Genomic DNA, 14,928 nt, shown 5'->3' with positions numbered 1-14,928 from the left:
GCCTTTTTGTGGCTGGCTCTGATGTGCGTGGGCGCGCACGCCTGGGCTGGGCAGGTGGCCGGTACCGTCATGCAATTGAGCGGTCCGCTGATGGTGAAAAAGGCTGACGGCAAGGTGAAATTGCTGGCCATCAAGTCCGAAGTCGAGCAGGGCGACACCTTGCTGACGGAAAAAGAGACCTATGCCTTGATCAAGCTGATCGACAATAGCGAAATCACCTTGAAACCGAATACCAGTTTCGTGATCGAGCAATTCAGCTACACGGCCGAGCAGCCCGATGGCGACCACGCCATCTTCAGCCTGCTCAAGGGGGGCTTGCGTTCCGTCACGGGGCTGCTGGGCAAGCGCAACAAGGAGCGCTTCGAGATGAAGACGCCGGCCGCCACCATCGGCATTCGCGGCACGACATTTATTGCCGAGTATATTGGCCCGTCGACGCCTGCACTGTCGACGCCTGTGGTGTCGGCGCCTGCATCGTCGACGCCACGGGCTCCCGGCCTGTATGTGCAAGTGCTCGATGGCCTGATTCATGTGACGAATCCATCGGGTACGAGTAATTTTTCCGCCGACCAGTTCGGCTATACGCCGAATTTCCGGCAGCCGCCGGTGGTGCTGCCGACCAATCCGGGCATGAAGTTTGCGCCGCCGCCCGTGTTCAATTCCAGCATGCCCCCGACCGCCAGCAGTACCACGCCGGGCAAGTCGAACAACGTCGACTGCGAAGTACGCTAAGTTTCGCTTGACCTTCCCATCATGGTAGGGACGATCCTGTAGACATCACCTCTTATCTACAGGATCCGCGCCATGCAGCCAGCTTCCCCTTATTTGCAATCGTTCACGGTCGACGGCATGACCTGCGCCTCGTGCGCCGCCCGCGTTGAAAAGGCGCTGGCGGCCGTGCCGGGCGTGACCAGCGCCAGCATCAACCTGGCCACCGATACGGCCAGGGTGGCGTCCAGCCAGAACGTTCCGCTGGCCACCTTGCAGGCGGCGGTGGACAAGGCCGGCTATGCGGTGGCGCAGCGCGAGATCGACCTGAACATCGCCGGCATGACGTGCGCCTCGTGCGTGGGCCGGGTGGAAAAAGCCCTGCTGAAAGTGCCGGGCGTGCTGGCCGCCAGCGTCAACCTGGCCACGGAAAGCGCGCGCATCAAGGTCACGGGCGGCGCGGATGCCGCCACCCTGATCGCCGCCATCGACAAGGCCGGCTATGCCGCCACGGTGCCCGCCGCCAGCCAGGCCAGCGCGCCCGCAGTGGCCCCCAACCGCGACGGCATGAAAGTGGCGTTCGCGGCCGTGCTGGCCTTCCCCCTGATGCTGCCCATGCTGCTCGAGTGGGCCGGCATCCATTTGATGCTGCCAGGCTGGGCGCAATTCGCCCTGGCCACGCCCGTGCAGTTTTATTTTGGCGCGCGTTTCTACAAGGCGGGCTGGAAGGCGGCCCGTGCCGGCAGCGGCAATATGGATCTGCTGGTGGCGCTGGGCACGAGCGCCGCATATGGCTTGTCTGTCTACCAATGGCTGACGGCGGGCGAGATGCTGCCGCACCTGTACTTTGAAGCGTCGGCCGTCGTCATCACCCTGGTGTTGCTGGGCAAATGGCTGGAAAGCCGCGCCAAGCGCCAGACGGCTTCGGCCATCCGCGCGCTGCAAGTCTTGCGTCCGGAATCGGCCCGCGTGCGCCGCGACGGCGTCGAGCTCGACTTGCCCGTGGAACAGGTGAAAGTGGGCGACCTGGTGGTCATCCGCCCCGGCGAGCGCGTGGCCGTCGATGGCGTGGTGGTGGAAGGTGCCAGCCAGGTCAACGAATCGCTGATCACGGGCGAAAGCTTGCCGGTCGATAAGCATCCGGGCGACAAGGTCACGGGCGGCGCCATCAATGCCGATGGTTTGTTGCTGGTGCGCACGCAAGCCGTGGGCGGCGAGACGACCTTGTCGCGCATCATCCGCCTGGTGGAAGATGCGCAGGCGGCCAAGGCGCCCATCCAGCATCTGGTCGACAAGGTCAGCGCGGTTTTTGTTCCCGTGGTGCTGCTGCTGGCGCTGCTGACCATGCTGGGCTGGTGGTTCGCGACCGGCGAGCTGGAAAACGCCATCATCAATGCCGTGGCTGTGCTGGTCATCGCCTGCCCATGCGCGCTGGGCCTGGCTACGCCGACGGCCATCATGGCCGGCACGGGTGTTGCCGCCCGCTACGGCATCCTGATCAAGGATGCGGAAGCGCTGGAAGTGGCGCACGCCGTCAATACCGTCGTGTTCGACAAGACGGGCACCCTGACGGTGGGCAAGCCGGCCCTGGCGGCCCTGCATGCGCACGGCATCGACGATGCACGGCTGTTGCAGCTGGCGGCCAGCATCCAGCGTGGCAGCGAGCACAGCCTGGCTACGGCCGTGCTGGATGCGGCCGGCGCGCGCCACATCGACCCCTTGCCGGCCACGGCCCTGTCGGCCTTGCCGGGCCGCGGCCTGGCGGCGCATGTCGATGGCCTGGACCTGAAACTGGGCAGCACGCGGCTGATGCAGGAGTTGCACGTCGACATGACGCCGCTGGCGGCACAGGCCTCGTCGCTGGAAAACACGGGCAACACGATTTCCTGGCTGGCCTCGGGAACAGAACTGCTGGGCCTGTTCGCCTTCAGCGACCAGGTCAAGCCGAATGCGCAGGCGGCCATTGCCCATCTGCACAGCCTGGGCATCCGCACGGTGATGTTGACTGGGGACAACCAGGGCAGCGCCGACGCCGTCGGCAAGGCCCTGGGCATCGACACGGTGGCGGCGAAAATGTTGCCGGCCGATAAAACCGCTAAAATTGTCGTGTTGAAAGGCGAGGGCGCGAAAGTGGCCATGGTGGGCGACGGCATCAACGATGCGCCCGCGCTGGCCGCTGCCGACGTGGGCATCGCCATGTCGACGGGTACGGACGTGGCCATGCATGCGGCCGGCATCACGCTGATGCGCGGCGATCCGGCCCTGGTGGCGGACGCCATCGATATCTCGCGCCGCACCTACAGCAAGATACGGCAGAATCTGTTCTGGGCCTTTATTTACAACCTGATCGGCATTCCGCTGGCCGCCTTCGGCTTGCTCAACCCCATGGTAGCGGGCGCGGCGATGGCTTTCAGTTCCGTCAGCGTGATCAGCAATGCCCTGTTGCTGCGCCGCTGGAAAGCGCGCAGTCATGCAGGCAACGCGCATACCAAGGAGTCATGAGCATGAATATCGGCCAGGCCGCCAGTGAAACCGGCGTATCGGCAAAAATGATACGCTATTACGAGAGTATTGCCTTACTAAAACCCAGCGCGCGCAGCGACGCCGGTTACCGCATTTATACGCCGAACGACTTGCATGCCTTGCGTTTTATCAAACGCGCGCGCGGGCTCGGTTTTTCGCTGGAGCAGATACGCGAGTTGCTGTCGCTGTGGCAAAACGATCAGCGCGCCAGCGCGGACGTGAAAGGCATCGCCCTGGCCCATGTCGCGGACTTGAACCAGCGCATCGCCGAACTGACGGAAATGCGCGACACGCTGGCCCACCTGGCGCAATCGTGCCACGGCGACGACAAGCCTGATTGCCCCATCCTGCAAAGCCTGGGGCTGGCCGGCGATATGGAAGCGAAGGCTTGCTGCCATTGAGGTAAATCAACGGAGGTGGGTATGGCTTACGAACTGTACTACTGGCCTACGATACAGGGGCGCGGCGAATTCATCCGCCTGGCCCTGGAAGAGGCGGGCGCCGACTACCGCGATATCGCCCGTTTGCCTGAACGCAAGGGGCAAGGCGTTCCCGCCATGCTGGCCTGTCTCGATGGCGGCAGCGCGCCACAGGCGGCCTATGCGCCGCCCGTGCTGCGCGACGGCGACTTGCTGATCGGCCAGACCAGCAATATCCTGCTCTACCTGGGCCGGCGCCTGGGCCTGGCGCCGCGCGCGGAAAGCGGCCGTTTATGGCTGAACCAGCTGCAACTGACGATGGCCGACTGGCTGACGGAAGTGCACGACACGCATCATCCGCTGTCGATGAATCAATATTATGAGGAACAGAAACAGGCGGCCATGCTGCGCAGCGCGGATTTCCGCGAAACACGGTTGCCGAAATTCCTCGATTATTTCACCCAGGTCCTGCTGAATAATCGCAGCCGCGGCCACTATCTGGTGGGCGCACGGCTCACGTATGGCGACCTGTCGCTGTTCCAGATGCTGGCCGGCCTGCGCTTTGCGTTTCCGCAAGCCATGGCGCGCCTGGCGCCCGCATACCCCGCCTTGCTTGAGTTGCACGACGTCGTGGCGGCGCGGCCGAATATCGCCCGCTACCTGCAGTCGAAGCGCAGAATCGCCTTCAATGAAGAAGGCATCTTCCGCCATTATCCGGAACTGGACGGGTAAGCAAAGACAGCCGGCGCGAAGGCCGGCTGTTGTGCGTGTCGCTTTGCGTGCCGCTTATTGCGCGCGGGTAACGGGGTAGCCCGCCTCCACGATGGCGGCGCTGATGGCGCCCAGTTCACTCGACGATTCCACCGTGACGCGCTTGCTGGCCAGGTCGATCTGCACCTGGGCTTGCGGATCGATGGCTTGCACCGCTTTCGTGACCGAGCCGACGCAATGGCCGCAGCTCATGTTTTCTACTTGTAACTGATACATGGCAAGCACTCCTTGAATGATTAAGTGTCTCCACTGTAAGCCTTCCCCCGATGGTAAGGTCAAGGGGAAAGCTGGCGCGCGGATCAATTCAGCAGGAAGTCGACGGCTTCCATGGGCGGTGGCACATTGTCGTCTTGCAAGGACTGGCGCAGACTGATCTCGATGGCGCGGCACATGGCCGACAGGGGTAAATCGTTCGCATCCTCGCCGAACGGTTCCTCGATCTCGTCGCCCAGCGCGTCCAGGCCAAAGAAGGTGTAGGCGACGATGGCGACGACGAAGGGCGTCATGAAGCCAAGAGAATCGACGAGGCCGAATGGCAGCAGGAAACAGTACAGATAGGCAGTGCGGTGCAGCAGCAGCGAATACGAAAACGGGATCGGCGTGCTGCGGATGCGTTCGCACGAGGCGCCCGCGCCCACCATGGCGGAAATCGAATTGTCGATCTGCGCGGCCAGCATGCTGTCGATGCGGCCTTGCCGGACGCAGTCGGCCAGGTCGTGGCCCATCTGCAGCATCAGGTAGTCGGACGGGTTCGCGGCCAGGCACGCCGCTTCCCACTCGCCGGGCCGCAGCAGCGGCTCCAGGTCGGCCGGTCCGCGCGTGTCGCGCAGCTGGTGGCGCAGCGCATGGCAAAAGGCGATGGTGCGGTAAATCATGCGCACGCGCACGTCATCGAGGCCCAGGCTGGCGTGGGCCGGCGTGTCGCTGCGCAGCATCGTCTGGCACTGGCGCGAGAAGTTGCGGCTGCGCAAGACCAGTTCGCCCCACAGCTTGCGCGCTTCCCAGTAGCGGTCGTAGGCGGCCGTGTTGCGAAAGCCCAGGAAGATGGCCAGCGGCAAGCCGATCAGGGTAAACGGGATGGTGGTGAGGATGACCTTGTGGTCGAACAAGGTGCCATGGCACCAGGTGACGAGGGTGGCGATCAGGGTATTGACGATCAGGGTGGTGCGGATGCGCGGCAGGACGGAGCCGCGTACCACCAGAAACAGCCGTAGCGCCGAAGGGCGCTCGCGCACGATCATGACGGACTCCCTGCAGGGGGCTGGGCAAGCGGGGAAATGCTGGCCCGGTGACTGATCAAAAATGGGGAAATGCGAAGTGGCAGGTGCCGGGAACAAAAAGCCCGCAGTGCGTGCGGGCTGAGCTGGGTGTGCATGGGAAGCAGTGTAGGGGAGACGGCATGAGTATAGGCCGCCGATCCGCTTCCGGCCAATTCACAGTGATAATGGGTATTATTCATTTCATGAATGAATATTTCATTTGTGATATGTCGCGTGAGTCAGTTGCCTGGCCCCTGCCTGATTTTCTTGCGGTGCTCCGCCTGCTGACGCTTCAGTTCGGCGCTGGAGGCATATTCATCACGCAACCATGTCCGATTCTTCTTGCTGCCCGGCCAATCGCAGCGCAACATATTGGCCACGTCGGCGCAATCGCAAGCGCAGTCGAGCAAGGGCGCGTCGCAGTCGCAATACCCGGCCTGGGCCTGGCGGCGCGGGCTGCGCCGCGCTTGCGGATGCAGCGCCAGGTGCTGGCGGTGGCGTTCGCCACAGGCGCGCAGGCGCCGTTGCAACAGCGCCCATCCCGGGCGCAAGCCATGGCGCACGATGACCTTGTAGCCGTAGGCGGAACAGCTGTCGCGTCCCGTCAGCACGCGGTAGGCGCAGGAAAAACCTTTCCATGGCGACAGGTAGCGCCGGTAGGCGCGAATGGCCCACAGGGCCAGGTGCTTGCCGCAGGTATCGAGCGTGAGAATGATGCATCCTTTGCGATGGCCGTCAGGCAATGCTTCGAGCATACGACAGCTATGCCGAAATGCATAGCGCTGGGCCAGCATGAATGATCAATGTGACAAATGGATAGAATCGCTCAGCTCGCCTCTGTTACGCTGAGTGAGCGATTTGGAAATATTTCCTAAAGCAAATACACCATCCCGATAGCCGCCGCCAGGGGCATGGTCAAGCTTGTTTATCCTTCCTGTGAAAGTGATCTGCATGTTTAAAGCTTCCAGCATCTGCCTCGCCACCCTGATCCTGTTGCAAGCGCCCGCCGGCTGGGCCGGCCAGCCAGCGCCGCTGAGCCAGCAGCAGCAAGCGCTTGCCGCGCAAATCGACGCCGGCATCGCGCCGTATTACAAGGCCGGCGATCCCGGCGCCGTCGTTATCGTCGTCAAGGATGGCCAGCCGCTGCTGCGCAAGGCGTATGGCCTGGCCAGCGTGAAGGAGGGCACGCCGCTGGCGCCCGACATGTCGCTGCGCCTGGGCTCGATTTCCAAGCAATTCACGGCCGTCGCCATCCTGCTGCTGGCCGACCAGGGCAAGCTGGCCCTCACGGATAGCATCACGAAATTCCTGCCCGATTATCCGACCCACGGCAAGAACATCACGATCGAACAGCTGCTCGCGCACACGTCCGGCATCCACGACTACACGCGCAAGCCGGAATTCGTGCCCAACAGCACGAGAGACGTGAGCGTGGCGCAGATGATCGATTTCTTCAAGAACGATCCCCTCGACTTTGAACCGGGCACGCAGTGGCGCTACAGCAGTTCCGGCTATTTCCTGCTGGGCGCCATCATCGAAAAGGTCTCTGGCCAGCCGTATGCCACGTTTGTGGAACAGCGGATCTTCGTGCCGCTGGGCATGAACGACACGGCCTATGAAGGCCATGAGCGCCGTCCGGCCAGGCGCGCGGCCGGGCATATCCGCTCGGGCGAGGCCTATGCGCCGAACTTGCCTTTGAGCATGACGCAGCCGTATGCGGCCGGCGCCCTCGTTTCCACCGTGGATGACCTGGCGCGCTGGGACGCGGCCATCTCCGACGGCAAGCTGCTCAAGGCCGCCACCTGGCAGCTGGCGTTCACGCCGGCCAGGCTGAACGATGGCAAGGCGACCCGTTCCGGCCTGGGCTGGAAGGTGGGCACCTGGCAAAACACCCCCGTCATCCACCATGGCGGCGGCATCAATGGGTTTGCCACGTATGCGATGCGCTTGCCGAAGGAAAAAGTCTACGTGGCCGTGCTGGAAAACTCGGACACGGGCCTGGTCGACCCTGACGTGGTGGCCCGCAAGGCGGCCGCCATCGCCGTGGGCCGGCCGTATCCCGAGATCAAGCTCATCACGCTCAAGCCTGCCATCCTGGACGCCTACGCGGGCGTGTATGCCATAAATGACAAGGCCGGCTATACGATCCGCAACTTCGAGGGTAATCTGTTGCTGCAGCGTACAGGACACCCGGCGCAGCGCATGCTGGCCTACTCGCCCAACGGTTTTCTGATTGAAAACACGCTCACTACTGCCGAGTTCGAGCGTGGCCCGAAAGGCGAAGCGCAGCTGATCCTCAACGATGGCGGCGAGTCGAAGTCCGTGCATGAGCGGGCCAGCGCCGTCAAGCCGGCGCGGGCCGTGGTTGCCATGACGCCCGCGCAATTCGACGGCTACGTGGGCCGCTATGCGCTGGCGCCCGAGGTCTACCTGGAAGTGACGCGCGAAGGCGACAAGTTCTTCGCCCAGGTGACGGGCTTCCGCAAACTGAGCATGCTGCCGATGAGCGAGACGGCCTTCTTTTCGAATGAAGTCGATGCGGAGGTGCGTTTCAACAAGGATGCCAGCGGCAAGACCGATCAGTTGATGCTGCGCCAGGAAGGGCAGGACATGCCGGCCAAAAGGGTGAACTGACGTGTGCAGGCCGGCTTGCGCCCAAGCGCCAAGCCGGCCTGCAACGACATGGCTTGCCAGGCATGCAGGCCAAACGCCGCCGCCCATGCCAGCAAGATCGCCAGCCCCGGCAGCAACAGCCATTTTGCCGCCGTCTCTTCCCACGCCACAAAGGGCTTGCCGCCTCGCGCGATGGCCAGCAGCGCCTGGCCCCCGTTCAAGCCGCCAAACGGCAGCAGGTTGAAGGCGCACAGTTTTAACGAGAACACGGCGAACACCAGCGGACAGGCGTGCGCGCGGGCATACGCCTCGCCCGCGTCCAGCAGTGCCTGCGCGGTCGACAAGGGCGCCAGTGCGCCGGCAAATATCTGCCCGAATGCCGCGCTAAAGCTGTCCCAACCCTGCGCGCCCGCTATTCCCAGCGACAGCGCCAGCAGCACGGTCACGCCGCTCAGGGGCAGCAGCACCTGCTTCCACAGCGGCTGGAAGTTGTAGGCGTCAAGGCCGGGATCGTCGTCATACAAGGTTTCCTCGCGCGTATCTTTCAGCACCAGATTGCCGGCCAGGGGCAGCAGCTTAAGGTGGACTTTTCCTCTGGTCAGCAAGGTGGGACCCACGCCGTAGCTGATGCTGCGCACCGTGATGCCGAACAGCCTGGCGCAGGCCGCCATGACGGAAATGTGGAGGAACATGAAAAGGACAATAGCTAGGAAGAATTGTATGGCCGGAGACATTGCTGATATTTTGAAGGGCAGGGGGCGACATTAGAACATGCTAAAAGAATCAATACGCTCGCTAGTTCGAAATTTATCCTTGATAAATGTTGTAAATAACTTTAGCCGTATCTGATTGGCAACTATATTTATTGACTTGACAGAAATTCAGTACTATTCGGCCGCTTTAAGCTCGTCAATGAACATTAGGGAGTAAAGTTGTGCGTGAAAATTCAGTAGTCCAAGATTAATGATGAAGTAGCGAGGCAAGAATGAACGACTCAGATATAGTATCTCCAGCTTTTGAATCAGATTTTCTGCAAGGCAGTCTGTCTGCAGATGCAAAGCTTGAGCGCGCCCGTACGGAGTTGCTGGACCTGACTGCACGCAACCGCCTGCTGAATATTCCACGCTCATCTACCACTGCACGCACCATTGATGTGGTTGATGAGAAGTCGAGCGAGATATTTCGGTTGATGGTATCTGAAAGTCGCCCATTTAACTTTTTGCCTGGAAGGGCAGCAAGCAAGACTGAACTTGACAATGCTGATGCTGATGAAATTGCGGAATTGGCGCCAGCCCATGATGACAGTGTCGACGCGCGCGGTGTTCTGAACCGGCATGCCGATACGCGCCTGCAAACTAGGCTGACCGTGAAGGGGCTGCAGAAGCGCCTGCTCGACATGTATCTCGATGCACGGACCTTGGAAGAAGAACAGGGGGTTAATATCTTGTTCTTGGCGCTCGGCACCTTGAAATGGCTGGATCCATTGAATGCGAAGAATGTGCGATACGCGCCGCTGATCCTGATTCCCGTTAGCTTGGAAAGGGGCAACGCCGCCGAGCAATTCAAATTGAAATGGCGCCAGGAAGAGCATTCATCGAATCTGTCGTTGGAAGCCTTTCTGGAACGCGTGCACCATTTAAAAATGCCCGCATATGAGGCGGGCGATGAATTCGATCCCATGGCTTACATCGACGCTGTAAGGAATGCTGTGCAGTCGAAAGAAGGCTGGGTGGTTGATGCTGACGATATAGTGCTCGGTTTCTTTTCCTTTTCCAAATTCCTGATGTACCGCGACCTCGATCCTGCCATGTGGCCGGAAGGCGGGCTGACGAATCAACCCTTGATGCGCGGTTTGTTATCCGATGGTTTTGCTGCCGGTACATCTAGCATTCCCGAAGACGCCAACCTAGACGACTATATCGCACCGGCTGATTTGCTGCATATCGTCGATTGCGACAGTTCGCAAACGCTGGCCGTGCACGACGTGCGCGCTGGGCGTAACTTGGTGATCCAAGGGCCGCCCGGTACTGGCAAATCTCAAACTATTGCTAATGTCATCGCGTCGGCGATTGCCGATGGCAAGACGGTGTTGTTCGTAGCGGAGAAAATGGCCGCGCTCGAAGTGGTCAAGCGGCGACTGGATCAAGCCGGCGTTGGCGATGCCTGCATTGAATTGCACAGTAATAAAGCTAATAAGAAAATGTTTCTCGATGAGCTACGCCGTACGTCTGAACTGGGCTCACCCAAGGGTGATGCGGCCACCACATTAAACAGCCGGTTGCTGGTGGCGCGCGATCAACTCAATGCACACAGTGCGCGCCTGCACCTGCAGCACTCCGCTGCCAGGCTCACGCCCTACCAAGTGATCGGCGAATTGAGCAAATTGCGCCTGGAGCATGTCAAGCCGGTGGATATCCGTTTGCAAGAGCCTGAAAGCTGGTCGCCCGACGAGGTGCAGCAGCGCCTGGCAGTAGTTGAGGAATTGGCGCAGCGCATCGTTGATATTGGCGAGCCGGGCGACCATCCATGGCGCGGCGTGGCACTCAAGATGATACTTCCCAATGACGTGGAGCGCTTAGTGTTGCGCATCACGGCCATGCGGGCGCGCTGCAAGGAACTTGCTGAACAACAGGCAGAGTTGGCCATGTCGCTCGATACGGTGGCGCCGCCGGTGCTGCGCGACTTTACTTATCTGGTGGCGCTGGCGCGGGACGTTGCTGCGGCGCCCAATCTTGCCAATGAAGCCCTGCGGGCGCCAGAGTGGAGCGAACAGGCGCATGCCCTGACGGCTCTGATCGACGATGGCTTCCAATTTCAGTCCGTGCAGGCCGCTCTGATCGGCGAAATCCATGCAAACGCGTGGGAGATTGACGTGCTTGACTTGCGCCAGCAACTGGTTGGCTTGCCGCCGTACGCGAACGGCCAGGCATTCGAACGGGCGGTGGCCTTGCAAACGCTGCTTAGCAGGCTCGACGGGGAGGTTGCTTTGCTCAGCCGGCTGCTCGGTGTCGATGCAGGCAGCCCAATGGCGAGCTACAGCGAGATCAACCGCCTAGCGTTGACGGCACAGAAAGTAGCGACGGCACCGGATGTCAGTCCTGACGTGTTTGTTTCGACGGTATGGGATCAAGGCTTGGAACAGGCTGCCGACCTTGCGCAATGCGTGCTGGAGTTGGAAGGCTTACAGGAGCGACTAGAAGGAAAAATCAGCAGCGATGCGTGGCAGCTTGATCTGTCTGGGGCGCGCCAGACGCTGGCTGCCCACGGCGACAGCCTGCTGCGTTTCGTCAGCAGCGAGTGGCGCGCGGCTAGCAAGCAGGTCAAGGGTCTGTTGCGCAATCCGGAGACAGCGCTGCCCGAACAGCTTGAAATTCTCGACCATTTGGGCGAAGCGAGAAAGCTGCTGGAGCGGATTGAGTCAAACAACACATTTGGTAGCGGGGCGTTTGGCGCCGACTGGAAGGGGGGGCAATCGCGCGCGGCGCCCATGCTGGCGCTGGTGGAATGGATGCGTAGCTTGCGTGGCTTGGGAGCGCAACCGCGCATTATCGCCAGCAAGTTGCCAGACCGCCCGGAAATCAGCCGTCGGGCTGCACTGCTGGAGAGCCTGCTGCAGGAAATCCGGCCTTTGCTAGACGCGATGTGGTTTAACGGCTGGAAAGATGAACCCGCTTTTCGTGAATGGGCTAGCGTGGAAGCCTCCGCCCTTGAAACGGTAGTCGGGCAAGTATCCCGGCTTGCATTTTGCCAAGCCGGCTGCCAAGCTGTGATACAACATGTACCGCTTGATCTTTCAGGAAAAATAGCGCGCCTCGACTTGTTGATCGAAGCGCAGCAACTGCGCCGACGCATTGATGCGGGTAGCGAACTGGGCCGAGCTGCGTTTGGCGCGCATTGGCAGGGCCTATTGTCTGACTGGCAGAATTTGCGCGTCAGCACAGTATGGATGGCGTCCAAGTCTAGCCTGCGCTATATGGTCTCGCGTCACGATAATCGCTCCGTACCGCTACATCGCGCATTGGAGCTTGAAGCTGTGCAGGATAAGTTAGTGAGTGAACTTGACGAACTCTATAGCGAGTTATGCACCAATAACGAAAAGCTGTTTCAGGTGCCAGCTATCTTGGATTTACCCGCCTTTGCTTTGCTTGGGCGCATGGCAGTGTGGATTGAATTTTCCGAAGAGTTGTCGAAGTGGGTGATCTACCGCGATCGCTGCTCTAAGGCGCGCCAGTTGGGTATCGGTGAAATTGTGACGCAACTGGAAGCTGGTGCGCTGATCCCGAGGGATGCTATGCGCACGTTCACAATGGCGTATTTCGAAGCGCTTTTTGCTGACCAAGTGCGCAGCGACGAGGCGCTGGCCCATTTTGACGGCCACCTCCATAGCCGCCTAGCGGCAGATTTTGCGCAGATGGACCGTCAGCGCATTGCTGCATCCAGTCTGGAAGTAGTGCTGGCACACCACCGCCGCATCCCGCACGGAGGCGGTGCGATCGGCCCATTGGGCGTGCTGCGCGGCGAAATGGCCAAACGTAAAGGGCATATGCCAATACGCCGCTTGATGCAGCGCGCTGCACCCGCCGTTCAGGCGCTCAAGCCGGTATTTATGATGAGTCCGCTATCGGTAGCCCAGTTCCTGCCTCCTGGGCAACTCAGTTTTGATTTGCTGGTGATGGACGAGGCCAGTCAGATCCAGCCTGTGGATGCGCTGGGGGCCATTGCACGGTCGCGCCAAGTGGTTGTGGTGGGTGATGAGCGGCAATTGCCGCCAACCAAGTTCTTTTCCAAGATGACTAGCGCTGAACCCGATGAAGATGGCGACGATGACGCGCAAGTCGCCGATATCGAGAGCATCCTGGGGTTGTTTACTGCACGCGGCTTGCCGCAACGCATGCTGCGCTGGCATTACCGCAGCCGGCATCAGTCCTTGATCGCAGTGTCGAACAGCCAGTTCTATGAAAACAAGCTGTTTATCGTGCCCAGTCCCTACACCCAAGAGGCGGGCATGGGCTTGCAGTTTCATCACGTCGCTAACGGCGTCTTTGATTCCGGGAACACTGGCACCAATGCGGAAGAGGCCAGGGTCATTGCCATGGCCATTATCGACCATGCGCGCAACTCACCGGAACACTCGTTGGGCGTGGCGACTTTTTCGGTCAAGCAGCGGCGAGCCATCCAGGATGAACTGGAGTTGTTACGCCGCGAACACCAGGATGTGGAGCCCTTTTTTCAGCAGCATGCCAGCGAGCCGTTTTTTATCAAGAACCTGGAAAACGTGCAGGGCGATGAGCGCGATGTGATTTTTATATCGGTTGGCTACGGTCGCAACAAGCTCGGCTACATGGCCATGCGCTTCGGCCCACTGAGTGCCGAAGGCGGTGAGCGGCGCCTCAATGTGCTGATCAGTCGCGCCAAGCGCCGTTGCGAAGTTTTTGCCTCAATTACCGATGAAGACATCGATCTTGAGCGTGCCAAGGGACGGGGTGTAGTGGCCTTCAAGCTATTCCTGCATTTCGCGCGCACGGGCAGGCTGGGCTTGTCGCGCGTATCTGGGCGCGAATATGACAGTCCGTTTGAAGTACAAGTGGCCGATGCCGTTAAGGCCTGTGGGTACGAAGTCCATCCACAAGTCGGCATCGCTGGGTTTTTTATCGACCTGGGTATTGCCGACGCGCAGCATCCGGGCCGCTACCTGCTGGGTATTGAGTGCGATGGCGAGTCTTACCATAGCTCGCGTTCGGCGCGTGATCGTGATCGCTTGCGCCAGGCCGTGTTGGAAGACCATGGCTGGATCATCCATCGCATTTGGGGACTCGATTGGTTTCAGAGGCCAAATAATGAGTTGCAGCGCCTGCTGATGGCCATTGATGCCGCCAAGACCGAGTTGGCAGCGCGCGCTGAACTCCATGGGCGGCAGGAGCGCAAGCCGGGTGTGTCTGTAGTGACCGTGGCGCGAGAAGATCATGCAGAGATTGGCCTGGAAAGGAGTGGACCAAACAGGCCGGCGGCCTATGTCGAAGCGATCCCTGCCAAACCTGCCTATGCCGACGAGTTGCATGAGATGCCGGTAGCGGCCTTGAGCGACTTGGTCAAGCAGATTGTCTCCCTGGAAGGTCCCGTGCACGTCGATGAAGTCGTGGTGCGCCTGCGCGCTGCATGGGGCTTGAAACGGACCGGGGCGCGAATCCAGGCAGCGGTGGAACGCGCCATCCATGCCGCCATACGCTTCGATGGCATGATCATGACGGAGCGCTTTTTGAGCATGGCTGATACCATCGTCAGCATCCGTGACCGCGGCGCTGTGGTTTCCGATACCTTGCGTAAACCCGACATGCTACCACCGCAGGAAATCGATGTGGCGATCCTTGATACGCTACAGAAAAACTATGGCGCAGGATTGGTCGAAATTGCCCAGTACGTAGCGCGCCTGCTTGGTTTTAAGGCCACCAGCCCGCAGTTGCGCGACACCATCCGCGTACGCATTGATGATTTGCTGCTGCGCGGCTTGCTGCAAAAAAATGGTGAGGTGTTCGAACTCAGACAGCAGGACAGCGTAAAGGCTATCATTATGAAAAAAGCCCCGCCTGCATCGCTGCAGCCGGGGCTTTTGCATGACTGGGACGGCTGACGCCGCC

At 60.6% G+C, this 14,928-nt stretch carries 10 protein-coding genes; 6 read left to right on the top strand and 4 right to left on the bottom strand.

The window, feature by feature from the left end:
• Positions 1-6: 6 nt before the first annotated feature.
• The 4 genes from AC07VI_RS00565 to AC07VI_RS00550 all read left to right on the top strand — a co-directional run bounded on the left by AC07VI_RS00565 (position 7) and on the right by AC07VI_RS00550 (position 4,382).
• Positions 7-732 carry a FecR family protein gene (locus tag AC07VI_RS00565; protein ID WP_319017118.1) on the top strand — a complete coding sequence of 242 codons (726 nt, stop codon included), beginning with the start codon at positions 7-9 and terminating at the stop codon, positions 730-732.
• A 72-nt stretch (positions 733-804) separates the two neighbouring features.
• A complete protein-coding gene (locus tag AC07VI_RS00560; protein ID WP_099420249.1) occupies positions 805-3,210 on the top strand; it encodes a heavy metal translocating P-type ATPase in 2,406 nt (801 codons plus the stop codon).
• A gap of 2 nt (positions 3,211-3,212) precedes the next feature.
• Positions 3,213-3,632 carry a Cu(I)-responsive transcriptional regulator gene (gene cueR, locus AC07VI_RS00555; protein WP_086144123.1) on the top strand — a complete coding sequence of 140 codons (420 nt, stop codon included), beginning with the start codon at positions 3,213-3,215 and terminating at the stop codon, positions 3,630-3,632.
• Between the two features lie 21 nt (positions 3,633-3,653).
• Entirely contained in the window at positions 3,654-4,382 is a 729-nt protein-coding gene (locus AC07VI_RS00550; RefSeq protein WP_492995312.1) for a glutathione S-transferase, read from the top strand.
• Between the two features lie 54 nt (positions 4,383-4,436).
• On the opposite strand, the gene AC07VI_RS00545 is transcribed toward AC07VI_RS00550, so the two are convergent.
• From AC07VI_RS00545 to yidD, 3 genes are all read right to left on the bottom strand, one after another.
• Positions 4,437-4,637, bottom strand: a complete 201-nt coding sequence (locus AC07VI_RS00545; RefSeq protein WP_086144125.1) for a heavy-metal-associated domain-containing protein — start codon at positions 4,635-4,637, stop codon at positions 4,437-4,439.
• 83 nt (positions 4,638-4,720) lie between these two features.
• Positions 4,721-5,662, bottom strand: a complete 942-nt coding sequence (locus AC07VI_RS00540) for a bestrophin family protein (protein ID WP_086144126.1) — start codon at positions 5,660-5,662, stop codon at positions 4,721-4,723.
• 257 nt (positions 5,663-5,919) lie between these two features.
• Positions 5,920-6,435, bottom strand: a complete 516-nt coding sequence (gene yidD, locus AC07VI_RS00535; protein WP_086144127.1) for a membrane protein insertion efficiency factor YidD — start codon at positions 6,433-6,435, stop codon at positions 5,920-5,922.
• 196 nt (positions 6,436-6,631) lie between these two features.
• Between yidD and AC07VI_RS00530 the strand changes: the two genes are divergently transcribed.
• Complete coding sequence (locus AC07VI_RS00530) at positions 6,632-8,314, top strand: serine hydrolase (protein ID WP_086144228.1); 1,683 nt, start codon at positions 6,632-6,634, stop codon at positions 8,312-8,314.
• On the opposite strand, the gene AC07VI_RS00525 is transcribed toward AC07VI_RS00530, so the two are convergent.
• Positions 8,260-9,027: a site-2 protease family protein gene (locus AC07VI_RS00525; RefSeq protein WP_367301820.1), complete on the bottom strand. Its 768-nt coding sequence runs from the start codon at positions 9,025-9,027 to the stop codon at positions 8,260-8,262. The two genes, AC07VI_RS00530 and AC07VI_RS00525, sit on opposite strands and share 55 nt — an antisense overlap.
• Positions 9,028-9,278: 251 nt before the next feature.
• Between AC07VI_RS00525 and AC07VI_RS00520 the strand changes: the two genes are divergently transcribed.
• Complete coding sequence (locus tag AC07VI_RS00520; RefSeq protein WP_492995308.1) at positions 9,279-14,921, top strand: DUF3320 domain-containing protein; 5,643 nt, start codon at positions 9,279-9,281, stop codon at positions 14,919-14,921.
• Positions 14,922-14,928: the final 7 nt, after the last annotated feature.

This window comes from Janthinobacterium sp. GW821-FHT03A03, from assembly GCF_059421435.1.
This window is presented reverse-complemented; position numbering and strand designations above follow the sequence as displayed.

What these genes read in the sequence shown, in the direction of transcription:
- AC07VI_RS00560 (WP_099420249.1), top strand. Translation starts at nt 805, where the DNA reads ATGCAGCCAGCTTCCCCTTATTTGCAATCGTTCACGGTCGACGGCATG.
- cueR (WP_086144123.1), top strand. Translation starts at nt 3,213, where the DNA reads ATGAATATCGGCCAGGCCGCCAGTGAAACCGGCGTATCGGCAAAAATG.
- AC07VI_RS00550 (WP_492995312.1), top strand. Translation starts at nt 3,654, where the DNA reads ATGGCTTACGAACTGTACTACTGGCCTACGATACAGGGGCGCGGCGAA.
- AC07VI_RS00545 (WP_086144125.1), bottom strand. Translation starts at nt 4,637, where the DNA reads ATGTATCAGTTACAAGTAGAAAACATGAGCTGCGGCCATTGCGTCGGC.
- AC07VI_RS00540 (WP_086144126.1), bottom strand. Translation starts at nt 5,662, where the DNA reads ATGATCGTGCGCGAGCGCCCTTCGGCGCTACGGCTGTTTCTGGTGGTA.
- yidD (WP_086144127.1), bottom strand. Translation starts at nt 6,435, where the DNA reads ATGCTCGAAGCATTGCCTGACGGCCATCGCAAAGGATGCATCATTCTC.
- AC07VI_RS00530 (WP_086144228.1), top strand. Translation starts at nt 6,632, where the DNA reads ATGTTTAAAGCTTCCAGCATCTGCCTCGCCACCCTGATCCTGTTGCAA.
- AC07VI_RS00525 (WP_367301820.1), bottom strand. Translation starts at nt 9,027, where the DNA reads ATGTCTCCGGCCATACAATTCTTCCTAGCTATTGTCCTTTTCATGTTC.
- AC07VI_RS00520 (WP_492995308.1), top strand. Translation starts at nt 9,279, where the DNA reads ATGAACGACTCAGATATAGTATCTCCAGCTTTTGAATCAGATTTTCTG.